Raw genomic sequence first — 25,598 nt, 5'->3', positions numbered from 1 at the left:
CCAACCTCTGCTTGCTTATTGTTGTGGATCTTTCTCCTGCACGCTGCCGGCGGTCAGCACCTGCACGCTCAAGCGCGGCGTTGCCAGGTCGAGCCCTGCTTCATCCAGGTGCCGCTTGAGCGACAGGTTGAACGCTCGCGAGACTTCCCACTGCTTGATCGGCGCGGTCTTGAAGCGTGCGCGCAGGATCGCGCTGCCGGATTCGAAACTCTCCACGCCCTGGATTTCCAACGGCGACCAGATATTGCGGCGTTGCAGGGGGTCATTGCGCATGGCGTGGCCGACATCGCGCATCAGCTTGATTGCGTCGTCGATTTCCATGTTGTAGGGGATTGCCACCCGGAAGATCGCGTAGCCGAACTCTCGGGAGTAGTTCTTGATGCTCTTGATCTCGCTGAACGGGATGGTGTGCACGATGCCGTCGATATCGCGCAGGCGCACGGTGCGGATGGTCAGGCCCTCCACCGTACCCAGGTGGCCGCCGACGTCTACGTAGTCGTCGATGGCCAGGGAGTCTTCGATGATGATGAACAAGCCGGTGATCAAGTCCGCTACCAGCGACTGCGCACCAAAGCCGATAGCGATACCGATTACACCCGCACCGGCCAGCAATGGGGTGACGTTCATGCCCATGTTCGCCAGCGCCACAATGGCGGCGATGATGAAGATGGTCACGAACAGCACGTTGCGGATCAGCGGCATCATGGTTTGCGCACGCGCGTTGGCCAGGCCTTTGCGTGAGCGGGTCAGGGCGTGGTGGATGGCGGTGTCGCTGAGGATCCAGATCAGCCAGGCAAACAGCAAGGTCCCACCGAGGCCAAACAGCTTCACGGCTATTTCATGGCCGTCACCTTCGGTAAAGCGAATCATCGACAGGCCCCACACCCGCAGCCCCAACTCGATAAACGCCAGCCACACCACCAGGTGCACCAGGGTGTAGACAAACCCTTTGAGGCGTTCGGAGTACAGCGCGTGGCGTTTGTGCCCGCGCTGCGGCTTGAGGGCGTGGCGGCGCACCAGGCCGTTGATCACCATGCACAACACCAGCAGCACCGTGCACAGCAGCGACTGGCGCAGCGCGGTGCTGGTGTCGCCGGCCGACAGGAAGGTCGCGAACAGTGAGATACCTACCAGCAGCAAGGCCGGGATGTACCAGAAGGTACCGATGATCGACAGGGTGTCGGTGAGGGCGCGGCGGGTCAGGCGGCGCGACAGCGGCTGGTTGCGGATCAGGTGTGCAATCGGTCGGCGGAAACGCAGGATAAACACGCCGGTGGACAGCGCCGCCATTACATTGGCTACGGTTGCGGCGGTGTGGGCCAGGTGCTGGCCGAGCGCCTCGATCAGGCGCGGATCGCTCAAGGCTTCACCGAAGGCGGCAAAGCTGCCGATCCACCACAGCGGGCGGAACGCCTGATGGCGCAGGATATACAGGGCGCGGTGGCGGTGCGGGCCGTCGAGTACGGAGAAGGCAATTACGCAGATTGCCGAAAAACAGGTGCCGACCACCAAGGCATACGCCAGCACCATCGCCAGGGATTTGCCCAGGGAGGAAGGCAGGGCGTAGCTCAGGTAAACCGTGATCACCAGGGCGATCAACCAGGGGCCCAGCTTGCGCAGGGCAAAGCGCAGCATGTCCCAGGTGCGCGGGTGTTGCGGCAACTCTTCGGGCAGGCCGAAACGCTCGCGTACCCGGTGGCTGAGCCAGATCAGCGCGGCGGCCAGCAGGCTCCACACTGCCAGGATCACGGCAAAACCAAAGATGATCGGCAGCCATTCGTTGGCCGGCAGCATCAGCGCGCCCAGTTCATCCTTGGCCAGGTCGACTTCATTGGACCAGCGCCCCAATGGGCTGTCGGCGCCGGAAAACTGCTGTTCAAAGCCCGACAGCGTGCTGCCGATCAACCCGAGCACACCTTGCTCTGTCGCGGGTTGGGCCTTTTGCGTGGCGGCGCGCAGCTTTTTCAGGTCGCTCAGCAACTGGGTGCGCTGTTGGTCGTTTTCGAGAGTCTTGATCACCTCGTCCAGCGACTGCCCCAGGGGCACTTCAGCCTGGGGTTGGGTCTTGCTGGAACCACCCAGCATTCCGGGCAAGCCTACGGCTTGGGCGGATGACAGCGGCAGCAGCGTGAGCAGGGCGATCAGCAGGTAGCAGGGCAGGGCAAACAGACGGGAAAGCACGAGGCGGTCAACCTTCAAAGCAACGAATTGACCGAGTGTACGAGGCCGCTATGCCCAATGCGAGCGCATTTGTCATTGCGCCAGTTTGGCGAGGATCTTGTAGACCACGGTGCCCAGGATCAGCAGCATACCAACCCACATGCCGAACACGCCGAGGGGCTTGTCGCGAAAATTGAAACCGACCGCGAGCATGATCATGCCGATCACGATGGGGATGAGCATGGCGTGGAATGAGGACATTGAAATCATGGGAGCAATAGCCTTGTCGCAGTGGAAGTTTTGACAAGTCTAGGCGCGATTGCAGGAAGTGCAGGTGATACAAGTCAGTTTGGCAGTACATCGAACCAAATGTGGGAGGGAGCAAGCCCCCCTCCCACATTTCGATCACATTTTGCCCGTCAAATCAGGGCAGGTCGCGGCTCGCGTAAAACGCCCCCAGCACCTTCACCAGATGCGCCAGGTCATGGCTGCCGCACAGCTCTCGAATGGAGTGCATGGCAAACGTCGGCAAGCCGATATCCACGGTGCGTACACCCAGGTGGCTGGCGGTGATCGGGCCGATGGTCGAGCCGCAGCCCATGTCACTGCGCACCACAAAGCTTTGTACCGGCACTTCTTCGGCCATGCACAGGTGACGGAAGAACCCGGCGGTTTCGCTGTTGGTGGCGTAGCGCTGGTTGCTGTTGACCTTGATCACCGGCCCGGCATTGAGTTTCGGACCGTGGTTGGCGTCGTGCTTCTCGGCGTAGTTGGGGTGCACGCCGTGGGCGTTGTCCGCCGATACCAGCAGTGATTTCTGAATGGTGCGTACGAACTCATCACCTTCAGGCAACAGGCGGCGCAGGGTCTGCTCCAGCATCGGGCCATCGGCGCCGCAGGCTGAGCAGGAGCCGACTTCTTCGTGATCGTTGCACACCAGCACGCAGGTTTCGTCGGTCTCGCTGGTCAGCAAGGCTTGCAGGCCGGCGTAGCACGACAGCAGGTTGTCCAGGCGCGCACCGGCGATGAAATCGCCATTGAGGCCGATGACCGCCGCGCTTTGGGTGTCGTAGAAGCTCAGCTCGTAGTCGAGCACCACATCAGCGTTCAACCCATGCTCGCGGGCCAACTGCTCGGTGAGCACGGCGCGAAAGTCCACGCGTTCGTCACCGGCAAATTGCGCAAGGATCGGCGGCAGCTCGGTCTGGGCATTGATCGCCCAACCCTGGTTGGCCTCACGGTTAAGGTGAATGGCCAGGTTGGGAATGATGGCGATCGGCAGCTTGAAGTCGATCAATTGGCTTTCGACCTTGCCGTCGCGGCGGAAGGTGACGCGGCCAGCCAGGGACAGGTCGCGGTCGAACCACGGCGCGAGCAGCGCACCGCCGTAGACTTCCACGCCCAACTGCCAGAAACCCTGGCGTTGCAGCTCAGGCTGGGGTTTGACCCGCAGGCACGGGCTGTCGGTGTGGGCGCCGACCAGGCGGATGCCGCCCTGCAACGGCGAGTGGCGACCGAGCTTGAAGGCGATGATCGAGGAGTCGTTGCGGGTCACGTAGTAGCGACCATTGGCCTCGGTGGTCCAGGTGTCGCGCTCGTCGAGACGCTGGTAACCGGCCGCTTCCAGGCGCTGGGCGAGGGCCGCAGTGGCATGAAAAGGAGTAGGGGAGGCCTTGAGGAAGTCGATCAGGCCTTGATTCAACGCTTCGCGCATAAATAGCTCCAGACAGCAATGCGCGGAGTTTACCGTTCGATGGCCAGAAGTGCACAGAACAAATGCGGGAGGGGGCTTGCTCCCGATTGCGGTGTGTCAGTGAGCAAATACAGTGACTGACACTCCGCCATCGGAGGCAAGCCCCCTCCCACATTTACCCGTGTTCACAGCTTAAAAGGGGGCAGGGCACTCGAAGCGCAGGCGCTCGCCGCTTTGTGGATGGGTGAAACTGAGCATGCTTGCGTGCAGGCACAGCCGCGGCCAGGCAGCCAAGGCTCGTTCATGAGCATACAAACCATCACCCAGCAACGGATGACCGATGGACAGCATATGCACACGCAACTGGTGCGAACGCCCGGTGATCGGCGTCAGCTCCACGCGGCACCAGTCGCCGCAACGCTCCAGCACTTTCCAGAAGGTCAGGGCGTGCTTGCCGAACTCGTGGTCCACCACATGCCGTGGCTTGGTCGGCGGGTCGTAGCGCAATGGCAGGTCGATGCTGCCGCTGTCCAGTTCCGGTTGGCCCCAGGCCAGGGCGGTGTAGGCTTTTTCTGTTTCGCGGTCGTGAAACTGGCGGGACAGTTCGCGATGGGTGTCGGCATCCCGGGCCAGCAGGATGATCCCCGAGGTTTCCCAGTCAAGCCGATGGACGATACGGGCTTCGGGGTAACCGTTTTCCTGCAGGCGGGTAATCAGGCAATCCTTGTTGTCGTCGGCGCGACCAGGCACCGAGAGCAGCAGGGTCGGCTTGTTCACCACCAGGACAGCGTCGTCCTGATGCAGGATATGTATATTGGACAGCGGCATTAAACAGCCTCGTAACAAACGCCAACGGCGGCTCGCCCACCTGGTTCCCGAAGGATCAAGGTGGTCGAGCCGCCGTGGCGACCGCCCTTTCGATCAACGATCGGGCAGGGTGATATTGAGTTCCAGAATCGAGCAGCTGCCGTCATTTTCCAGAGCGACATGCACGTCATCGTTGCCGATATTGACGTACTTGCGGATCACCTCGACCAGTTCCTTCTGCAAGGCTGGCAGGTAATCCGGCGTGCTGCGTTGGCCGCGTTCGTGCGCCACGATGATCTGTAGACGCTCTTTCGCTACCGACGCGGTACTTGGCTTTTTGTTGGCGCGAAAGAAGTCGAGAAATTTCATTGTTTAGTTGCCTCCAAAGATACGCTCGAAGAATCCCTTCTTCTTAACATCGAGGAAGCGGTGTTCCACGGTCTTGCCCAGCAAGCGATCGACTGCATCGCTGTACGCCTGGCCGGCGTCGCTCTGGTCGTCAAGAATCACCGGCACGCCCTGGTTGGATGCCTTCAGTACGGCCTGGGATTCCGGAATCACGCCCAGCAGGGTCACGGCGAGGATTTCCTTCACGTCTTCAACGCCGAGCATCTCGCCATTGTTGACGCGCTCCGGGTTGTAGCGGGTGAGCAACAGGTGCTCCTTGATCGCGTCCTGGCCTTCTTCAGCGCGCTTGGACTTGCTGGCCAAGAGGCCCAGCATACGGTCCGAGTCACGTACCGAGGAAACTTCCGGGTTGGTCACCACGATGGCTTCATCGGCGAAGTACATCGCCAGGTGAGCACCGGTTTCAATACCGGCCGGAGAATCGCACACCACGTATTCGAAGGTTTCCTTGAGCTCGGCGAGAACCTTGCCCACGCCTTCCTTGGTCAGCGCGTCTTTGTCGCGGGTCTGGCTGGCGGCCAGTACATACAGGTTCTCAAGGCGCTTGTCCTTGATCAGGGCCTGTTGCAGGTTGGCTTCGCCGTTCACCACGTTGACGAAGTCGTACACCACGCGGCGTTCGCAGCCCATGATCAGGTCGAGGTTACGCAAACCGACGTCGAAGTCGACGATGACTGTCTTGTGGCCGCGCAGAGCGAGGCCGGTACCGATAGCGGCGCTGGTGGTGGTCTTACCCACACCACCCTTGCCGGATGTAACCACGAGAATCTTGGCCAAGGTGTTTCACCCCTAAGGAAAAAGGACTTTCGGTCCCTGAAAAACATCTCTTGAAACTCGCTGCAGGCGGACAGCCTTTGCAGGAAAAAGAAGGAGTTTCCATGGAGAAACACCAACTTCCAAAAAGTCCTACACAAGTCTTGCCGGTTTCGCTTTGCTATCAGAGTCTAGAGATGCTTGGAAAATGCGGCAGTATCCGTTAAAGCCGGATGATGTTCAACACATCGCCCGACAGGTTGACCTGCACCGAAGCCCCCCACAGCGGATCACGGCGCAAATCTTCGGAAACCTTGTACTGACCCGCGATGGAAACCAGCTCAGCGGTCAACTGCTGGCAGAAAATCCGCGCTCTGGTATCACCCTTGATGCCGGCGAGGGCACGCCCGCGCATCGGGCCGTATACATGGATGTTGCCATCGGCGAGAAGTTCCGCCCCCGGGCTGACCGAGGAGATCACCACCAGATCGCCGCCCTGGGCGTAAATCTGCTGCCCGCCGCGTACCGGCGAGGTGATGATCTTTGTCGGCTTGATCGCAGGCTCGGGTGGTTTTTCCGGTTTTTTCTTCTCTTCACCGACCAGCGGTTCCAAGGGACGCTCGCGGGCACCGGACGGAGGCAGTACTGGCAGTTCAATGGCGATGGCGGCGGCAATGTCTTCGATGCGGCTGGCACGAATCGCCAGGGTGCGCAGGCCATGGGAGCGGCACACGCGCATCAGCCCGGGCAAATCAATCACGCCCTGGCCGGCCGGCAGCTTGTCCAGCGCCAGCACCAGCGGGGCGTTGTTGAAAAAGTTCGGCGCCAGGGCGACCTTGGCGGCCAGTTGGCGGTCCAGGGCATCAAGGTCATTGCGCGCCAGTTCCAGCACGGTAATGGCGAGCATGCTGCCTTTTAGCTGGAACACGGGATCTTGGTCTAGCGGTTCGGTTTGGCTCATGGTCGGCGAAAGCGGCTTGTCACGAAAAGTGTCGAGACTTATAACGAGAACACTCACCCGCCGCAAGCCGAGTCGAACCGTTGTAGAATGCGCGGCCCTTGTCTTTACCGGAATCTGTAATGGATCGCCCGCGTTTTCGAGCTGTATTTCTTCACCCGCGTTTTTGGCTGCTATGGCTGGGGCTCGGCCTGCTGTGGCTGGTCACCCAGTTGCCGTACCGGGCGTTGTTGACCATTGGTCGCCTGCTGGGTGCGGGCATGTACCGCGTGGCTGGCGATCGCCGCCGTATCGCGGCGCGTAACCTTGAGCTGTGCTTCCCGGAAAAATCCGTGCAGGAGCGCAAACGCCTGCTCAAGGAAAACTTTGCCTCCACCGGTATCGCCTTTTTTGAAATGGCCATGAGTTGGTGGTGGCCCAAGCCGCGCCTGGCGCGACTGGCCCATGTCGAAGGGCTGGAACACCTCAAGCAGGCACACTTGGAAGGCAAGGGCGTGATCCTGATGGCCCTGCACTTCACCACCCTGGAAATCGGCGCGGCGCTGCTGGGGCAGAAACACACCATCGATGGCATGTACCGCGAGCATGGCAACCCGCTGTTCGATTTTATCCAGCGCCGTGGCCGTGAGCGCCATAACCTCGATTCCCTGGCCGTGGAGCGCGACGACGTGCGCGGTATGCTCAAGCTGCTGCGTGCCGGCCGGGCCATCTGGTACGCACCGGACCAGGATTACGGCGCCAAGCAAAGCATCTTCGTGCCGCTGTTCGGTATCCAGGCAGCTACCGTCACCGCTACCAGCAAGTTCGCACGCCTGGGCAAGGCGTTGGTGGTGCCGTTCACCCAGGAGCGCCTGGCCGATGGCAGCGGTTACCGATTGGTGATCCATCCACCGTTGACCGATTTTCCGGGTGAAACCGACGAAATCGACTGCCTGCGCATCAACCAATGGGTCGAAGCCTCGGTACGCGATTGCCCCGAGCAATACCTGTGGACCCATCGCCGTTTCAAGAGCCGGCCGCCGGGTGAGCCCAAACTGTATGAAAAGCGCCGTCGATAACGCTGATTTTTCCCACACGGAGTGACTCAATGCGCCCAGTTGAACCGGTCACAGGCTTGATTCTTTCCGGCGGCGGGGCGCGAGCGGCGTATCAGGTGGGGGTGTTGGCGGCGATTGCCGAGTTGCTGCCACCGGGGGCGCCGAATCCATTTCCGGTGATTGTCGGCACCTCAGCCGGCGCGATCAATGCGGTGAGCCTGGCCAGTGGCGCTACCGATTTCTCGGCAGCGATTGAACGGCTGACAACGTTCTGGCAGGGCTTTCGCAGCCACCAGGTGCTGCGCAGCGACTGGCCTGGGGTAATACGCCAGGCCAGCCGTTTCCTCATCCACAGCCTATTGGGCCTGGGCGCCCAGGTGCCCGTGGCGCTGCTCAACAGCTCGCCACTGCGCGACTTGCTGCAAGAACGCTTGAACCTGGACGGCATCGACGAGGCTATTCGCCGCAAGCACTTGCAGGCAGTGGCGGTGACGGCGTTTGGCTATGAGTCCGGGCAAGCGGTGACTTTCTACCAGGGCGGCGGCACCATCGATGCATGGCTGCGCCATCGGCGTATCGGCGTGCCGACCCAGCTGACGGTGGAGCACTTGCTGGCGAGTTCGGCGATTCCGCTGTTGTTTGCTCCGGTCAAACTCGACGAAGAGTACTTTGGCGATGGCGCGGTGCGGCAGTCAGCGCCCATCAGCCCGGCTTTGCACCTGGGCGCCAGCCGCGTGTTGGTGGTCGGCGTGAGCGGCAATCCCAGGGGCAATGAAGCGTCGACGCAACGTACCTACACCGGCCAGCAACCGACCCTGGCGCAAATCGGTGGGCATATGCTCAACAGCACCTTCATTGACAGCCTGGAAAGCGATATCGAACTGCTGGAGCGCTTGAACCAGTTTAGTCGGGTTGTCCCTGTCGACGCCGCGGTGCAGGGCCTGGCGCCGGTGGACGTGCTGGTGATTGCGCCCAGCCAGCCTATCGATGAAATCGCGGCGCGACATCGCCAGGAATTACCGGCGGCGTTGCGCTTGTTCTTGCGCGGGCCGGGGGCGACCAAGACCAGTGGGGCGGGGGTGTTGAGTTATTTGCTGTTCGAGGCGGGGTATTGCAGCGAGTTGATCGAGTTGGGGCGCAAGGATGCGCTGGCCAAACGCGACGAAATCACCCGATTCCTCGGCCTGACGCCTAACTGAATGTGGGAGGGGGCTTGCTCCCGATGGCTGAGTGTCAGTCACTGGATTTGTTGACTGATCCACTGCTATCGGGAGCAAGTCGAATCGTCGCACCGCCCCTCCCACATTTGATCTGCGGTGTTCAATCAGAAGTGGTACTTGACCAGGAAGCTTGCCGTGTCCTGAGTCGTCTTGAACGCGCCGCTGTCTTCAATCCCGTACTTGTTCTTCCAGTAGTCGTATTCAAAACCTACATACAACTGCTTGTCGCCCCAGTGCAGCGCCTTGCCCAAGTCATATTTGACCTGCGGGTTGAAGTGCAGGTTGGCGTGATAAGTGCCACGGGCGTTCTTGTCGTTATCCACCACCCAGTCCATGAAACCGTCGATCAGCACGTCGGAGTTGCCCACGGGGATGGTGTACGACCACACCGGAGTGATCTGCCACACACCGTCACCCGGGCGATTGCCCTCGGTCTGGCGCTGGTAGAAATTCAACTGGAAGTAGTCAAAACCGGGGATGTTCAAGTCGAATGCCGGGCCCAGCAGGTAGGACTCGTTATCGCCCTCGCCGAACTCGTAGGTGAAGGCCAGCAGCACGTCCTTGATCGGGCCGAACGATAGGTCCTTGTCGAAAATCTTGCCGAACGACAAACGCGGGCTGAACTCACCGTAGTAAGTGTTCGGGCCGACATTACCGTCTTCCTTGCCGTTGTAAAAGATACGGTCGAGGAAGAAGAAGTTGTCGCCGTACTTCCATGCGTCGGCATGTTCGAAGGTGACGGTTTGCTGGATCTGCGGGTTGACGGTAAAGCTCTTGCCCCACAGGTAAGTCAGGCTGTTGTTCTGCCACTGCAACAAGTCACCGGCGACGGCCTGGCCACCAGCCAGCAGGGATCCCGCCAGCATCAGGCCTTTGAACATGGGTTTCATTCGGTTGCTCCCGAGTTAAAGTTTTATGGTTTTTTTTTCTTCTACGCAGGCGCTCTGGTATGGCGCCTTTTGGTTCGCTGCAAAAATCGTCTGTTCGGTCAGCTTTAATGCTGTTAGCAAGAGCTGCGCCAATGTGTTTGAAAAGCCAAAAATCCCCGTCGGCTGCAGCGGATGCAGTCGAATTCAGAGGACTTTTGCGCACTTTGGCAGCCAACATCAGGCCGGGATAAGTTGGCCTTGAAGTCAGCTTTTACATTCGCTGTTTTTTTTTGAGTCGATTCGAGCGGGCGCGGAGAATACTGGCTCCCAGGCCTGGGCTCAAGTGCGCTGTAACAGAGCGCGAGGGGCGAGAATGGGGCGCGGCGTGTGGCCGGCCCCGGTTGAAGGCTGTGCATGTGGCTGTTCCCTGTTTGTTGTTATTTTTGTACTAACAAAGGAATCAATGCGTATGGGCGACTTCGGGGCGTTCAGCGCCGCCGAGGATGTTGAACAGGATGTTCAGCGACAACGCGCTGAGTGTGGCCATAGCGATCCCGCTGTGGGTAATCGGGCTCATCCACAGTGGCAGTTGCGCGAAGAACTCCGGCCGTACCACGGGGATCAGGCCCATGCCGATGCTCACGGCTACCAATAGCTGGTTGCGACGGTCGGCGATGTCGGCTTCCTGCAGGATCTTGATCCCGGTCGCCGCCACCATGCCGAACATGGCTATCGCCGCGCCACCGAGTACTGCCGGCGGAATCGACGCGACCAGATAGGCGGCCTTGGGCAACAGGCTCAGCACAATCAGAAAGGCCCCGGCCATGATCGTGACCGAGCGGCAGCGCACGCCGGTCATTTGTACCAGGCCGATATTCTGCGCGAAGGAGGAGTGGGTAAAGGTGTTGAAGAAACCGGCAAAGAACGACGCGCCGGCGTCACACAACAGGCCGCGGCGCAGCATTTTCGGGGTGACCTCCTGGCCGGTGATCTTGCCCAGGGCGAGGAACATGCCGGTGGACTCGACAAAGATAATCACCACCACCAGGCACATCGACAGGATCGGCGCCAACTCGAACTTGGGCATACCGAAGTGCAACGGCGTGACCACCTGCACCCAGGGCGCCTGGGCCAGGCCACTGAGGTCGACCATGCCGATAACGCCGCACAACCCGTAACCCAGGCCCATGCCGATCAGCACCGAGATATTCACCCAGAAGCCGCGCATGAAGCGGTTGATCAGCAGGATGGTCGCCAGCACCAGGGCAGCAATCGCCAGATACACCGGCGAGCCGAACGTGGCGGCAGCACTGCCGCCACCGGCCCAGTTCACGGCCACGGGAAACAGCGAGAGGCCGATGGCGGTAATGACGGTACCGGTTACCAGCGGCGGGAAAAAGCGCACGACCTTGGACATGAATGGCGCGATCAGCATGCCGAAGAACCCGGCGGCGATAGTCGCGCCGAAGATGCCTTGCAAACCGATACCGGGCATACCGGCCATGGCGACCATGCTGCCGACGGCGGCGAAGCTGGCACCCATCATCACCGGCATACGGATACCTACCGGGCCGATGCCGAACGACTGCACCATGGTGGCGATACCGGCCACCAGCAGGTCGGCGTTGATCAGGAAGGCGATTTCTTCACGGCTCAAGCCTGCGGCCTGGCCAATGATCAGGGGGACGGCGACGGCGCCGCCGTACATCAGCAAGACGTGTTGCAAGCCAACCAGAATCAGTTGCAAGAGGGGCAGCCGCACCATGGCGGGCGCGGCAGGAGTCTGCGTTTCTAACTGGGACATGCAACACCTCGAATCTTTTTATTTTTGTGTTGTTTGCAAAGCAATTTTCAAAACACGGCAGATCTCAATTGTGGGAGCTGGCTTGCCTGCGATAGCGCAGGGTCGGCAACTCATCCGGTGACTGACACACTGCTATCGCAGGCAAGCCAGCTCCCACATTGGTCCCGTGTGAAACAGTCAGTTGGTGCGGGCCCCCTGATTGATCCAGGTGCCGATCAGGTCTCTTTCCTGCTGGGTCATCTGGGTAATATTGCCCAACGGCATGATCTGGCTGGCCACGGCCTGCGCTTGAATACGCGCGGCCTGCTGCTGGATCTGTGTCGGTGTGTCGAACATCACCCCAGCCGGAGCGGTGCTGAACAACGGGCTGGTGGGCTTGGCCGAATGGCACACGGTGCAGCGTTGCTCGATCACATGGTGCACCTGGCCGAAGTCGGTCGTGGCCTGGGCCGGTGCCGGTTCAGCGGCGGGGGCGGCAGGCGCTGCGGGTTTCAAGCCACCGCCCAGGGCGGTTTCCGGCAGCGGCTGGTACTCGATCGCAGCAGGTGCCTTGGCAATCGGTTCTGCAGGTTTGGGCCCGGTTACATACGCCAGGCTGATCATCGCCAACGCGCCCACCGGCAAGGTCCACGCATACTTCTGGCTGTCATGCCGGGTGTTGAAGTAGTGCCTTACCAGCACCGCCGCCACTGCGATCCCGGCCAGGATCAGCCAGTTGTATCGGCTGCCGTAGGTACTCGGGAAGTGGTTGCTGATCATGATGAACAGCACCGGCAAGGTGAAGTAGTTGTTGTGGCGTGAACGCAGCAAGCCCTTGGCCGGCAGCGCCGGATCCGGTGTGCGGTTCTCGGCGATGGCTGCCACCAGTGCACGCTGGGCGGGCATGATGATGCGGAACACGTTACCGACCATGATCGTACCGATCACCGCACCCACGTGCAGGTAGGCGCCACGGCCGCTGAACACCTTGCTGAAGCCATACGCCGCCGCAATCAGCAGCACGAACAGGATCAAGCCGAGCAGGGCAGGGCGCTTGCCCAGGGCCGAGTCGCAGAGGAAGGAGTAGATGAACCAGCCAGCGAACAGTGAGCCGATGCCCAGCAATACGCCTTCGGTGCCGCTGAGGCTGCTGCCGGGGGCGAGCAGGTACAGCGTGGGGTTGAGGTAGAACACCACGCAGAGCAGCGCGACGCCCGACATCCAGGTGAAGTAGGCTTCCCATTTGAACCAGTGCAGGTTGTCCGGCATGGTTGGCGGAGCCAGTTTGTATTTTTCCAGGTGGTAGATACCGCCACCGTGGATCGCCCACAAGTCACCGGCCAGGCCGTTCTTGGGGTTGACGCGATTAAGGTTGTTTTCCAGCCAGACAAAGTAGAACGAAGCGCCGATCCAGGCGACGCCAGTGATCATGTGAACCCAGCGCACGCTCAGGTTCAGCCATTCCAACAGATGTGCTTCCACAGTCTTTACCTCTCGCCTGTCACCCTTGTTGTCGGGTGATCCGGCCTTCTCTTATTGGTGGGGGGCGAGGATCAACCGCTCATCCTCTTTGAAAAAATGCTCATCGCAGTTATTGCCTGTGCCACTGCGATCAACCACCAGGAAGTCATCCCGCTTTTCGATCGTCAGCACCGGGTGGTGCCAGACGCCGCGATGGTAATTGATGCCCTGCCTGCCGTTGGTAACGAAGGCGCGGACCAAGCCTGATACAGGTGCATCGCCAAGTGGCGCGACCACGATCAGAAAGGGGTTGCCGAGCAGCGGTATGAACGCCTGGCTGCCCAGCGGGTGTCTCTCCAGCATGCACACGGTCAGCGGCATGTCCTGCGCGTCGGCGCGGAAGATGCTGATGATGGCGTGGTCTTCAGGCTGTGCTGTTTCGACCGTTGCCAACTTGTGAAAGCGCATGGTCGACCCGTTGTTGATCATGAAGTGATCGCTGCCGTCGGTTTCGATAACGTCTCCGAAAGGGGCGAAGGCTTCTTTGGTCAGGGGTTCGATCATCAGTGTGCGCATGGCTGTCTCTTATCCGAATACTGTGTTGTTTGGTCTATTGCTATCGCGGGCAAGCCCGCTCCCACATTTGGAATGCATTCCCCTGTGGGAACTGGCTTGCCTGCGATGGCATCACCGCTTATTTCGACACTTTGCCCAGGACGCGCAGGCGACTCACACCGCCATCCGGGAACACATTCAGACGGATGTGGGTAATCGGCCCCAGCGCCTTGATCTGCTCGGCGAAGGTGTGTTCTGCGTGCATTTCCAGTTTCTGCGCCGGCAACAGTTCACGCCAGAACAGCGATTGGGTTTCGATCTGGCTGTCGGTGCCGCCTTTGACGAAGGCGCCCTGGATCGAGCAGGTGTCCGGGTAGTTGCCCTTGAAGTGCAGGGTGTCGACGATGATCTTTTCGATCTCGCCCGGGTGGCCCAACGCGACGATCACCCAGTCATTGCCCGGTGTACGACGACGCGCGGTTTCCCAGCCATCACCCATGTTGATGCCACGGCCCGGGTTGAGGATGTTGCTCATGCGGCCGAAGTGTTCATCGGAGCAGGCCAGGGCACGACCGCCATTGAGCGCGGCAGCCAGGTCGACCTGTTCGTTGTCGCCCACCGAAGACCAATCGCGGAACGGCACGCCATACACACGCAGACGGGCGACGCCGCCATCCGGGTAGATGTTGAAGCGCAGGTGGCTGAACGCCTGGTCGTTGTTGATCTCGTGGTAGTGGTGGCTGTTGCCTTGCAGCTCTACCGCCGACAGCACTTCAACCCATTGGGTATTGGCGTCCGGCTCGCCCGAGGCCAGGAAGCAGGCTTCCAGTGAGGCCGACGGCGGGAAGTTGCCGGTGAAGAATGAAGTGTCGATGTCCACGCCTTTGATCGAACCCGGCACGCCCAGGCGGATCACCGCGCTGTCGTAGCCTTCGAAGCGCTTGCGGCGTGACTCCCAGCCGTCCATCCACTTGCCGTTGTCATCGAAAACGCCCTCCTTCCACACGGCCGGGGTCGGCTGGAACAGGCGGTTGGCGTCGGCGAACCAGTCATCGGTGACCGAGATGATCTTGGTGCCCAGGCGGGCGTCGGCCAGGTTGACGAACTTTTCGAAAGGTACGGCGTAAGCTTTCATTCTTCTTGTCTGCCTTGGATAGAGTGGCTGGGGATGGTCGTTTAGAGGGTCAATAAACGGAACAACGCGATCTTGTTGATCTCGTCCAGCGCGCACTTGAACTCGGTGTCTGTCGAGTTATGGATGCGCGTTTCGAACGCGGCGAGAATCTGGTGCCGGTTGCTGCCTTTTACCGCCATGATGAAGGGAAACTTGAACTTGGCCTTGTAGGCGTCATTCAGCTCGGTGAAGCGAGAAAACTCTTCGGCCGTGCATTGGTGAATCCCCGCGCCAGCTTGCTCATCGGTGCTGGCTTGGGTGAGTTGGCCCTGGACGGCGGCTTTACCGGCCAGGTCCGGGTGAGCATTGATCAGGGCCAACTGGCTTTGATGATCAGCGCTCAACAGGATATCGCTCATGCGCTGGTGCAGGGTTTCGATCTGGTCGATCGACGTATCCTGGCCCCGCTCGAAGGCCTTTTCGGCCACCCATGGCGAGTGTTCGTAAATATCGGCAAAGGCTGCGACGAAGGCGTCGCGGCTCAGGGTCGACGGTTGCAAGGTCTGGAACGCAGTCATTTCGCCGCTCCCGTGCAGGGGTGGGTTTGGTGCCAGTGACGGGCGATGTCCACGCGGCGGGTGAACCACACCTGATCATGGCCTTTGACGTATTCAATGAAGCGCTTGAGCGAGGCCAGGCGTGCCGGGCGGCCGATCAGGCGGCAATGCAGGCCGATCGAAAGCATCTTCGGCGCTTCGGCGCCTTCGGCATACAGCACGTCGAAGGCATCCTTGAGGTACTCGAAAAAGTCGTCGCCCTTGTTGAAACCCTGCACCTGGGTGAAGCGCATGTCGTTGGTGTCCAGGGTGTAGGGGATCACCAGGTGCGGCTTGCCGTTAGGGGTATTGGGTTCCCAGTAGGGCAGGTCGTCGTCATAGGTGTCGCAGTCATACAGGAAACCGCCTTCCTCCATCACCAGGCGGCGGGTGTTGGGGCCGGTACGACCGGTGTACCAGCCCAGCGGGCGTTCGCCGGTCAGCTCGGTGAGGATGCGGATGGCTTCGAGCATGTGCTCGCGCTCCTGGGCCTCGTCCATGTACTGGTAGTCGATCCAGCGGTAGCCGTGGCTGCAAATCTCGTGGCCGGCGGCGACCATGGCGCGGATTACATCCGGATGACGCTGGGCAGCCATGGCCACGGCGAAGATAGTCAGCGGTATGTCGAATTCTTTGAACAACTTGAGGATGCGCCACACTCCGGCACGGCTGCCGTATTCGTACAGCGACTCCATGCTCATGTTGCGCTCGCCTTGCAGCGGCTGGGCCGAGACCATTTCCGAAAGGAAGGCTTCAGACTCTTTGTCGCCATGCAGGATATTGCGCTCGCCGCCTTCTTCGTAGTTGAGTACGAACGACAGCGCAATGCGTGCGTTGCCCGGCCAGTGGGGGTGAGGAGGGTTACTGCCGTAACCGATCAGGTCGCGTGGGTAGTCAGCGCTCACTGCAGTCTTCCTTCTTGTTCGTGGTAGCTAGGGGTGTGGCGGCCGGGCAGTGGAAAGACTGGGTGGCGTCACAGCGATGAGTGATTGTATACAACTTATCGCAAACTTTGTAAGCCTGCATTTCTGCATTTTTTCTGAACGGTCTGTCTGCAAGAAACTTGCCTAAGTGGTCAGGTTAAAATGAAAAAGCCCACTGCAGGAGCGAGCTTGCTCGCGAAAACCCTGAGGGCGCCATTTTTCATTCTGAGAGCCCGCGTCATCGTTGGCGTTTTTCGCGAGCAAGCTCGCTCCTACAGGAGGGTGGAAGCGCTGTGAAATTTATTGTGTACAATTTTTTATAAAAGTGTCTTAATCGGCCATCGCCGGCTCTTTCACTGCCCTGAAAGAGTGCGGGTTTCTCTATGACTGACTTCGGGAGGCGCATAAAAGCCATGGGACGTTTGACCACACACGTTTTGGACGCCGCACACGGCTGCCCCGGCAGCGCGATCAAGGTCGAGTTGTATCGCGTCGAAGGCGCGCAGCTTGAACTGGTGGGTAGCGCCGTGACTAATAGCGACGGCCGTTGCGACGCGCCGCTGCTGCAAGGCGATGACTACCGCAGCGGTGTCTACCAATTGCAATTCAGCGCTGGCGACTACTACCGCGCCCGCGGTGTGCAACTGCCGGAGCAGGCTTTTCTCGACGTGGTGGTATTGCGTTTCGGCATCAGCGCCGAACAAGACCATTACCATGTGCCACTGCTGATTTCGCCTTACAGCTACTCCACCTATCGCGGTAGCTGAGTCGTCACCTCGCTTCACACCCCCCCCAAAAAATGCTCTTCGTTGGTTTCGCCCGCGCACACTGCGGGCTTTTTTTGCGCGTGCTGCGTTCAACTATCTAAAGCCTTAAGTGCCTGTGCGTCGCCTAGGCTCGGTGTTTTCCTCAATCAAGAAAACATCATGGCCTCACTCAACCACATACCCGACCCAGAAGATCCGGAGATCGCTGCTCAAGCAACGCTTCAGGGTATGCGCAGCCAGCTGACCCGGCGAATCAACGCTCACGCCCATCCAAGCCGCCTGATCAATCAGATTGCTTTTGCCGAACTGCGCTGCGCCGAGGTAATAAAGGTGCTTGCAAGGCTGATAGCGCGCGCGCCAAAAGTTTTGTGGGTGATCCGCGACGAGCTACGCAAAGAGTTTGAAATAGACCCGGACAGCCTGCTGTTCACCGTGCCCAAACCACCAGCAGAACCCCAGAAAGTCGACAGCCTGACTGATCGGGCGCTGCTGTCACTGGCCTTGCCCGCAGTGCCGATCAACCTGAATCAGTTCACTGCCCTGAGCGTCAAGGGTGACCCGACTCGCCAGTTGCCTTATACGCCGTTGCAAGTGCTGCAGCGAGTTATCGCCATGAAGCTGCAAGACAGAATTGCCTGGTCGGCCACGCCTTATTGGGACGCGCTGCAGCCCGGTTCCTCGCAAACACGCAGGGGGTATTGGGCAGAGCTGCACGCCGAACTCTTCGCTGACCGGGCTTTTATGGCGCAGCAATTGGACGAGCTGTCGAGTGCCGGGATGGCTCTGCTTCAGGCCCTGATCGACGCACCCAGTGCTGGGGCGCGCCAGCGAGCAGGGGGCGATTGGGCCACTGTGCGAGCGAGTTCGTTGATGTGGCCGGGTACGCCTGCGGTTGCAATTCCCGGTGCATTGCATATCTACCGTGAAGGCGATCCTGATGGTGCACCGCATGTGATTTACCTGCCGGGTGTGGTGCGCAATTTCTACGAGTACCCGTCCTTCTTCGACTTGCAATGCGGTTTGGTAAAGTTGGCCAGTGAGTCACTGTTCGACGAACTCTGGCAATGCCTGCCGTTAGAGCGCCGACATGAGTTGTGTCGGCCTACGGACCTGACCCCCGCGTTAAGCGTGGATCGCGGTTCGACAATCTCCGGTGATGCGCTGGCGATGAGCGCGCAAGCGTTGCTGGAAGGTCAATGGGAAAACGAGCTGGCCTGTGCGCTGGCGATCAATCACGCACACGTGTTTTCTCCAAAAAAGCCGCGACCTCAACCGCTGACCGCTGTGCCTTTTCTGCGTTTTATCGAGCGTGCAAGGAAGCAACTGGTCGGTAAAGTCCGGCTTGGGACCCTCCTCTATCAATTGCTCAAGTGGGACGAGCAGCGACGACGCGCAGAAATTATCTTTGCCAGCACCGCGCCCGGCCTGGCCCTGCTCACCGCAGAACAGCAGGTCAAACGCTACGAAAAAGGTCTGCTCGCACTATTCAACGCCGATGACCTGAGCGTCGAGACTGCAGCGCTTGAGGAATTTGTGGTGCTTGAGAACCAACTCAAAGCGCATAAAGAAGCGTTGAATTCGCTGATTAACGGTGCACAGCAGCGGCTCTACGATATGCCTTTTTGGATTGAGCGCCCAACCGGTGCGCACAAACGTTATGCCTTGTTCCTGCGTGCCCATGTCGAGGCCCTGCGCTGTGAGGTTCAGTTGCAACACCGGCTCAAGCTGATACCCACTGCACATCAGGACTTGGTGATGGAGGTCGTGGAGCGGCTGTCGACATCCAAATACGTGGGCGGTAAAGCCCAGGTGTTTTCGGTCTCTGTGGGCAGCGTGCAGGCTGCCTTCTACCCGCTTCATAACGTTTGGGTAGTGGCTCGGGCGACGGCGATGAAACACCCGTCCCGTGGGGTTCCGGTCGCGCTGTATGCATTCGGGCAATATGGCGGGCTGAAGGCTTTTTCAGGCCTGGACGCTTTGACCCGCGGTCTGAAAGCCAGCCTCGGGAGCAGTGATGATTCGGTCCTGTGGGGCTGTATAGAGCACGATAAGCGTCACGACTTACGTGACCATGCCCGGCGTGAAACCCTGACGGTGCGCTATGAACCCATTGAGGGGAACCCTGCGACGGTTTCTTTCAAACACTTGATGGCCTACTACTTTCGCTTGAACAAGCGCATTGAGGGTACTGCCGGTCTGTTCAATGAGGTAAAAGATGCCGAGCTGAGCCGTTTGTTGCTATTGGCTGAGCTGGACGCGCACTTGAAGATTCCCGAAAGTCCCGCCTTGAACCAGGCTCAGGCCAACATTGATCTTCTGCGCAAGGCTGCGCTTGAGGCAAAAAAACTGCCACAGTGGTTAGCGGGCGCGACACCTGCCCAGCTTAAACACTTCAAGCGCTTGCAGCGCCGGTACCTGAGCAGCGCCTTTGCCTCTGAAAGCCTGCTTGAACGCGCTCTGAGTGACTTGGAAACGTTCGCCCGCCGCAAGTTGATCGCCCGCTTAACCGAGGATGGTTTCTACCCGGAGCTGGACATCGACAAGCCCCTGATCACGATGCCGGATGATGTCAGAGGCAGCTTCTGCGGTAATCAAAGCCACTGCACGCCGGGTGATCGCGGGCAGGTCCTGACCCCAAGTACTCAAACCACAACCTTCAGCATGTTACAGCTGGCATTGCATAATCTTGATCCGCAAGCACCCTGGGTGCCTTGGCGATTGAATCGAGCACGCTATCTGCAACCGCAGTGGAAGCAACGGCTGAACAAGGAATATCTGATCAAGACAGTCTCTTCGCTGGATATCGGCGGAAACTACGACACGCAGATCAACCATACCTTCTACCCCACGGTTAAAGCCAAACCGAGTCTGGATGCAGGTCGCATTCCTGCGCTGATCAATCGCACGCTGGATGAATGCGCGCACATGCAGCTTTTTTCGGCGGTTCAACAAGGGCTAAGCACCTTTGCACAGAGCCTGTTCAGCACGGCGATGGCGGCGCGAACGCCTGAGGACCTGCTGAAAAACGGGTATGATTTGAAGTTGTCCGTCGTTCATCTGGCGGCGCACACGATGCAGCATGATCGCTATATCTCAGGGGTCGTGGTCATGCAGGATCAGGGCAGCGGGCGCTGCGTAGTTTACTGGCCTGCTGCGCCGCATGCCTTGATCATCACCGAGTACATCAGCGTGGCGGTGGCGCGGGTAGAACTCAGTCGCGTTGCCGCTTCGGCTGACCTTGTAAAGTTACTGGCGCGGCAGGTAGCGCCCGGTTGGGCATTTGACGCAATCATTCATGACGCCGATGAAGCAGGAGAGCCTGGATGGCTTTCTGTCATGCCGGATGCTTATTATTTCGAAGGTAAGTGGAGGCTCCCTGGTTTTGTTCGCTCCTTCAGCATTACACATCTGCAACCGACGCCAGTGCTCGATGAGATCGAAAAACTGATCCGCGAGCAAATTGCCAGTAACCCGTCAAACTGGCTGGCGATCGTTCCCATATCCCACAGTGAACCCAGGGCATTGCTGTATTACGCCAATGTGCTGGATTTGCAACGCCGCACTCAAGCTGCGAGTAATTCCGGCAAGGTGCTGGATGAGTATCGTGTCCGCCGCCTTGCGGAGCAGACTGATAGCAGCCTGCGAGCGCTCATATCGTTTTTCTTTCCGTTATTTGCGCTGGCTAACTCCTTTTATGAATTGCTGATTGTGGCACGACGTTTTCACCGTTTCGCAGACCCCAATGATGTCGTGGATATTGTGTTTATGACCCAGTATCTGGTGTTCGATTTGTGGCAGACCTTTACCCCCGGCCCCAAGGTCAGAGGCGTAGCGGCGGGTATCGTGCGGCGCCCGCTGGGGGCAGTGTTGAATCGGATACATCGTTCGCATTTCAGCCGTGGCCGAGTGCTGCGTCAGGCTGCGCCTTCTGCGGCCGCGTTAAAACCCTTGGACCGTTTCAAAGTCAAGGGCGTGCCTCCGGATGCTGTGGCGCTCAAAGGGCGTGGCAGGGAGGGCGTTTATGTGAAAGACGGTCAGCAATTTGTAACGGATGACACTCACCATTATCCCGTTTACCAACGTGATAGCGAGTCTGCGTTTCGGCTGAGAAACATGCTGAAAAGCGGTGAGGATGAGTTGGTCCTGAATATCCATCAGCCCAAGGAGTGGTTGCTGGAGGCCGATAATCCTCAACCTGGGCCCAGCTCCGGGGTGCATGACCCATGGCGCGCTCCCCGGGCGCCCTCGTCGGATTGGCAACCCCCTCGTGAGCGCATGGCGACTGAGAACCGGATTGTCCAGTCACGTACAACGGACACCCAGTGGTTGAGTTGGCGTGCTCAAGTTCACCCCCGTGACATTGTGGGCTTCCCTGCGCCTGGAGTGTTTGAGGTTGGCTCGGCTCCCAGAGGTTCTTCGCTCAATGCCAGGTTTTTGCGCGTGGCTCCTCCTTATACCGACTTCCAGGATCCGAACAGCGGTTTTTACCGGATGCTCCCGCAGGGCGACCATGCATCGTTGACTGACCTGGTGTTTATCACCCGAAATGAGCCACCGGGGCCATCCGCGCGAGCCGATATCATGCGCTGGACCAGCACTGATATTCGCGACCAGCCCATTCCCGTATCACGCCTGCCTACAGGTGAATGGCAACATCATTCGGCGCTGTTCGACAGTTCGTTGGAGCACTCTGTGGGCAGGGCCTTTCCCTCCATGACGAATGAAGCTCGAAAGTTTACCGTCATGAGAATGATTGAATTGGCAGATCCTTCCCACTCTGCCACGGCAAGCCATTTGCTCGGCATCCGCGCGACGCTGGACGAATGGCTACCCCCGCTCCCTGCGAGGAGCGGCCAAACGGACGATTTACTACGGATGTTGCGGACTAATGAACGGCGCAAGCAATATCTATACGTCGGTTTCGAAGGCAAGGCACCCGGCTTCACGCGCGTTGATTTCACGCCGCCTCATCCGTTAGACCCGAGCCTGCAATATGGTGTCGTCCCGGTCAGGACGCAGAGGCTTGAAGCGGAGCGCGCCGCCGTCAGGACCGTGCTGGAGCAGCAGGGTTACCGCGTCGAGGACCTGTCTGTGCGGCGCCCAGGGATGCGTTTCGGAGAACCCAGTATTGAATCAGTCGTTACTCATCCCCGTTCGAACACCATTTACTACGTGGCCTACCAATGGCTTGAACTGGGGCGAATGACCCTGAGAGGGAAGCTTTCGAACCGTTGGGTTCGGATAGCCATCAACTCACACCCCGACTCTCTTTTATTAAGGGCAGTTGACAACGCGATGCAGGAACAGCGCTTGGTGCGGATTGTGGCCGGCATCCAATGGCCCACAAAGGGGCGTCTCGATCCAACTGTTTATTTCGTCAAATTGACCCCTTAGCATTGATGAGTGCCATCGCACCGGCGCCGCCGAACAGTGCCGCGCTGATGCGGTTGAACCAGCTCTGGCCCGAACCGCTGCGCAAGTAACGCGCTGCGCCATGGGCACCCAGACCGTAGGCCAGCTTGCACAGCAGGTCGAGCACCGTCCAGGTGGCGATCATGATCAGCAATTGCGGCAGGAACGGTTGCTGGCTGCTGAGAAACTGCGGCAGGAAGGCTGCGAAAAACAGGATGTCCTTGGGGTTGCTGGCGCCCAACACAAAGGCTCGCCCAAACAACGCACGAAAGCGCGGTACAGACGGCGTTTGTGGGACTTCGGCGCCTTCGCTCGGCAGACGCGATTGCTGCCAGCTCTGCCAGGCCAGGTAGAACAGGTACAGCGCGCCGACAATTTTCAAGGCACTGAACAGCTGTTCCGAGGCCAGCAACAAGGCCCCCAGACCCAAGGCCGAAGCACTCAACAGGCAGATCGACGCAAACACTCCGCCCAAAAACGCCGGATACGAGCGGCGCAGGCCGTAGTTGAGACTGTTGCTGATCATCAGCAGCGACAATGGCCCTGGAATCAGGATCACGATCAATGCAGCCCCACTGAACAGCAGCCAGGTATCCAGGTTCATCATTTGCTCCTTTTATAAAAATATGAATTTCGCAATGAAAATCGCGCACAACACCCACAGGCTGACAGAAATCTCGCGGTACTTGCCGGTGCCGGCCTTCAGCGCTACATAGGTGATAAAGCCCAGAGCGATCCCGTCCGCGACCGAGAACGTCAGCGGCATCATGATGGCAGTGACGATCGCCGGAATGCTGTCGGTAGCTTCATCCCAATTGATATGGGCCATGCTCGCCATCATCAGCATCGCTACGTAGATCAGCGCGCCAGCGGTGGCGTAGGCGGGAATCATGCCGGCCAGCGGTGCGAAGAACATCGCCGCCACGAACAGCACACCCACCGTTACAGCGGTCAACCCGGTGCGGCCACCGGCTGCCACACCTGCGGCGCTTTCCACGTAGCTGGTCACTGGCGGCACGCCAACCATGGCGCCGAACACACTGGAAGCACTGTCGGCCTTCAATGCGCGGGACAGGTTGTCGATCTTGCCGTCGGCCTTGACCAGCCCGGCCCGTTGGGCAACGCCCATCAGTGTACCGGCAGTGTCGAACATGTGTACAAAAAGAAAGGCAAATACCACGCTGATCATGCTCACATTGAACACACCCATCACGTCCATCGCCATCCAGGTCGGTGCCAGGCTCGGTGGGGTGGAGAGAATGCCGTTGTAATGCACCAGGCCCAGGCCCCAGCCGGCCAGGGTCACGGCGATGATGCTGATGAGAATTGCACCGAATACACGGTGGTAACTGAGGATGGCGATCAGCAGGAAGCACACCGCCGCCAGCAGCGGGGCGGGTTCATGCAGGGAGCCGAGCTTGATCAGGGTGGCCGGGCTGTCGACGATGATGCCGGCGGTTTTCAGGCCGATCACCCCGAGGAACAGGCCCACACCTGCGCCCATGGCATGACGCAGGCTGACCGGAATACTGTTGAGCAGCCATTCTCGGATGCGTGACAGCGTCAGAATCATGAATAGCACACCCGAGACAAAGACCGCGCCGAGAGCGGTTTCCCAGTTGTAGCCCATGGTGCCGACCACGGTGTAAGTGAAAAACGCGTTCAGGCCCATACCCGGCGCCAGGCCCACCGGCCAGTTGGCGTACAGGCCCATCAACAGGCACCCCAGGGCTGCGGCGATGCAGGTGGCGACAAAGGCCGCACCGTGATCAATACCGGCGTCGGCCATGATGTTGGGATTGACGAAGATGATGTAGGCCATGGTGATGAAGGTGGTGAGGCCGGCGATCAGCTCGGTCTTCACTGTGGTGCCATGCAAGCGCAGTTTGAACAGGCGTTCCAGCCAACCGCCTTGCGGCGTGGCCAGGTCCAACGTAGGGGCTTCGGTTTTACGGCTATCCACAGCGAGTACTCCTCAATCGTTTTATTGTTATGTCCAGCGCCGGTCACATGAGTGGGCAACAGCGCTTTGAGGTACTGGCGGGTTTGTTGACCAATAGGTCAGGAACTCGCACGAAGCGAATTATGCTTTTGTATACAAATAAAGCAAATAATGTTTTCGAATGTCTGGGCGAAAGTGGATGAAAGGCTGACTCCCAGGGGGACAGGTAGATTTATTCCGCCCGCCGCCTTGAAACATTGCCGCAATACCCGCACTTTGAGGGCGCAAGCATTCGCTCCGAATGCGCAAAGCGGCATAAGGGGAGCCCATGTACAAGGTTTATGGCGATTACAAGTCGGGCAACTGCTACAAGATCAAATTGATGCTTAGCTTGTTGGGGATCCCGTTTCAGTGGATCGATATCGACATCCTCAAGGGCGACACCCAGACCCCTGAGTTCCTGGCGAAGAACCCCAACGGCAAGATCCCGGTGCTGGAACTGGAAGACGGCACCTGCCTATGGGAGTCCAATGCGATTCTCAATTTCCTCGCCGATGGCAGCGAGTTCCTGCCCACGGAACCGCGCCTGCGCACCCAGGTATTGCAGTGGCAGTTTTTCGAGCAGTACAGCCATGAGCCGTATATAGCGGTGGCGCGGTTTATCCAGTTCTATCTGGGGCTGCCGGAGGATCGCTTGGAGGAATACAAGAAATTGCACAAAGGCGGCTACAAGGCCCTTAAGGTCATGGATCGCCAACTGCAGTTGACCCCGTATCTGGTGGGCGACCAATTCTCCATCGCTGATGTGGCGTTATATGCCTACACCCATGTGGCCCAAGAGGGCGGGTTTGATTTGGGCGCTTATCCGGCGGTACAAGCGTGGTTGCAGCGGGTGGCCAGCCATCCTCGGTATGTGCCGATGTTGGACTGATAATGCAATCAAAAGGTGGGAGGGGGCTTGCTCCCGATAGGAATAGGTATCTACACAACTTGGCCGCAGCCAACAGTAACCACGATGCGAAGCGAGCCGCTCTTGATCTTGATCTGCTTTTGATCTCAGGCGCCCCGTTAAACCACGCTGTCGGATTACGGGCACACCGAGCCCAGGCGAGGTGCCGAGTGGTGGGGCAAGAGGCCTTT

Annotated in this window: 21 protein-coding genes; 5 read left to right on the top strand and 16 right to left on the bottom strand. The window is 59.3% G+C overall.

Annotated elements, in window-relative coordinates; genetic code table 11:
- Positions 1 to 15: 15 nt before the first annotated feature.
- The 7 genes from FW800_RS05815 to minC form a co-directional block, all read right to left on the bottom strand.
- Positions 16 to 2,181, bottom strand: a complete 2,166-nt coding sequence (locus tag FW800_RS05815; protein ID WP_103733706.1) for a mechanosensitive ion channel family protein — start codon at positions 2,179 to 2,181, stop codon at positions 16 to 18.
- A 72-nt stretch (positions 2,182 to 2,253) separates the two neighbouring features.
- Positions 2,254 to 2,421, bottom strand: a complete 168-nt coding sequence (locus FW800_RS05810) for a hypothetical protein (RefSeq protein WP_177464419.1) — start codon at positions 2,419 to 2,421, stop codon at positions 2,254 to 2,256.
- Between the two features lie 163 nt (positions 2,422 to 2,584).
- Entirely contained in the window at positions 2,585 to 3,874 is a 1,290-nt protein-coding gene (locus FW800_RS05805; RefSeq protein WP_228308780.1) for a M18 family aminopeptidase, read from the bottom strand.
- A gap of 171 nt (positions 3,875 to 4,045) precedes the next feature.
- A complete protein-coding gene (locus tag FW800_RS05800) occupies positions 4,046 to 4,681 on the bottom strand; it encodes an RluA family pseudouridine synthase (protein WP_223018155.1) in 636 nt (211 codons plus the stop codon).
- A 93-nt stretch (positions 4,682 to 4,774) separates the two neighbouring features.
- Positions 4,775 to 5,029, bottom strand: coding sequence for a cell division topological specificity factor MinE (gene minE / locus FW800_RS05795; RefSeq protein WP_003175252.1), 255 nt, complete (start codon positions 5,027 to 5,029; stop codon positions 4,775 to 4,777).
- Positions 5,030 to 5,032: 3 nt separating this feature from the next.
- Complete coding sequence (gene minD / locus FW800_RS05790) at positions 5,033 to 5,845, bottom strand: septum site-determining protein MinD (protein ID WP_103733707.1); 813 nt, start codon at positions 5,843 to 5,845, stop codon at positions 5,033 to 5,035.
- 199 nt (positions 5,846 to 6,044) lie between these two features.
- Entirely contained in the window at positions 6,045 to 6,782 is a 738-nt protein-coding gene (gene minC / locus FW800_RS05785; RefSeq protein ID WP_005789962.1) for a septum site-determining protein MinC, read from the bottom strand.
- 119 nt (positions 6,783 to 6,901) lie between these two features.
- On the opposite strand from minC, the gene FW800_RS05780 reads away from it, so the two are divergent.
- Together FW800_RS05780 and FW800_RS05775 are read left to right on the top strand one after the other, a co-directional pair.
- Positions 6,902 to 7,837 carry a lipid A biosynthesis lauroyl acyltransferase gene (locus FW800_RS05780; RefSeq protein WP_005789961.1) on the top strand — a complete coding sequence of 312 codons (936 nt, stop codon included), beginning with the start codon at positions 6,902 to 6,904 and terminating at the stop codon, positions 7,835 to 7,837.
- Between the two features lie 29 nt (positions 7,838 to 7,866).
- Positions 7,867 to 9,015 carry a patatin-like phospholipase family protein gene (locus FW800_RS05775; protein ID WP_446437202.1) on the top strand — a complete coding sequence of 383 codons (1,149 nt, stop codon included), beginning with the start codon at positions 7,867 to 7,869 and terminating at the stop codon, positions 9,013 to 9,015.
- A 125-nt stretch (positions 9,016 to 9,140) separates the two neighbouring features.
- Here the strand turns inward: FW800_RS05775 and FW800_RS05770 are convergent, their stop codons facing one another.
- The 7 genes from FW800_RS05770 to puuE all read right to left on the bottom strand — a co-directional run bounded on the left by FW800_RS05770 (position 9,141) and on the right by puuE (position 16,319).
- Positions 9,141 to 9,926, bottom strand: coding sequence for an outer membrane protein OmpK (locus FW800_RS05770; protein WP_005789957.1), 786 nt, complete (start codon positions 9,924 to 9,926; stop codon positions 9,141 to 9,143).
- Between the two features lie 439 nt (positions 9,927 to 10,365).
- Positions 10,366 to 11,709, bottom strand: a complete 1,344-nt coding sequence (locus FW800_RS05765) for a nucleobase:cation symporter-2 family protein (RefSeq protein WP_103733708.1) — start codon at positions 11,707 to 11,709, stop codon at positions 10,366 to 10,368.
- 177 nt (positions 11,710 to 11,886) lie between these two features.
- Entirely contained in the window at positions 11,887 to 13,170 is a 1,284-nt protein-coding gene (locus FW800_RS05760; protein WP_446437201.1) for a urate hydroxylase PuuD, read from the bottom strand.
- A gap of 51 nt (positions 13,171 to 13,221) precedes the next feature.
- Positions 13,222 to 13,725, bottom strand: a complete 504-nt coding sequence (locus FW800_RS05755; protein WP_005789953.1) for an ureidoglycolate lyase — start codon at positions 13,723 to 13,725, stop codon at positions 13,222 to 13,224.
- Between the two features lie 118 nt (positions 13,726 to 13,843).
- Positions 13,844 to 14,839, bottom strand: a complete 996-nt coding sequence (alc, locus tag FW800_RS05750) for an allantoicase (protein ID WP_005789952.1) — start codon at positions 14,837 to 14,839, stop codon at positions 13,844 to 13,846.
- A 41-nt stretch (positions 14,840 to 14,880) separates the two neighbouring features.
- Positions 14,881 to 15,396 (bottom strand): 2-oxo-4-hydroxy-4-carboxy-5-ureidoimidazoline decarboxylase, encoded by a 516-nt coding sequence (gene uraD / locus FW800_RS05745; RefSeq protein ID WP_446437200.1) that lies wholly within the window; start codon positions 15,394 to 15,396, stop codon positions 14,881 to 14,883.
- Positions 15,393 to 16,319, bottom strand: coding sequence for an allantoinase PuuE (puuE, locus tag FW800_RS05740; protein WP_005789948.1), 927 nt, complete (start codon positions 16,317 to 16,319; stop codon positions 15,393 to 15,395). The genes uraD and puuE overlap by 4 nt, the downstream gene beginning before the upstream one ends.
- Positions 16,320 to 16,750: 431 nt before the next feature.
- On the opposite strand from puuE, the gene uraH reads away from it, so the two are divergent.
- Together uraH and FW800_RS05730 are read left to right on the top strand one after the other, a co-directional pair.
- The gene (uraH, locus tag FW800_RS05735; protein ID WP_078821940.1) at positions 16,751 to 17,104 is read left to right on the top strand and encodes a hydroxyisourate hydrolase; all 354 of its coding nucleotides are present in this window, start codon (positions 16,751 to 16,753) and stop codon (positions 17,102 to 17,104) included.
- Between the two features lie 159 nt (positions 17,105 to 17,263).
- Positions 17,264 to 22,498, top strand: coding sequence for a dermonecrotic toxin domain-containing protein (locus tag FW800_RS05730; RefSeq protein WP_446437199.1), 5,235 nt, complete (start codon positions 17,264 to 17,266; stop codon positions 22,496 to 22,498).
- Here FW800_RS05730 and FW800_RS05725 read toward each other — a convergent pair.
- Together FW800_RS05725 and FW800_RS05720 are read right to left on the bottom strand one after the other, a co-directional pair.
- Positions 22,482 to 23,120, bottom strand: a complete 639-nt coding sequence (locus FW800_RS05725) for a LysE family translocator (RefSeq protein WP_032880122.1) — start codon at positions 23,118 to 23,120, stop codon at positions 22,482 to 22,484. The genes FW800_RS05730 and FW800_RS05725 overlap by 17 nt on opposite strands.
- A 12-nt stretch (positions 23,121 to 23,132) precedes the next feature.
- A complete protein-coding gene (locus tag FW800_RS05720; protein WP_005789942.1) occupies positions 23,133 to 24,479 on the bottom strand; it encodes an NCS2 family permease in 1,347 nt (448 codons plus the stop codon).
- Between the two features lie 307 nt (positions 24,480 to 24,786).
- Here FW800_RS05720 and FW800_RS05715 point away from each other — a divergent pair, with 307 nt between their 5' ends.
- A complete protein-coding gene (locus FW800_RS05715; RefSeq protein WP_446437198.1) occupies positions 24,787 to 25,389 on the top strand; it encodes a glutathione S-transferase family protein in 603 nt (200 codons plus the stop codon).
- The last annotated feature ends 209 nt before the right edge of the window (positions 25,390 to 25,598 follow it).

The organism is Pseudomonas sp. 910_23 (assembly GCF_052850795.1).
Note: the sequence above shows the minus strand (reverse complement) of the source record. Positions and strands in the feature narration are given on the sequence as shown.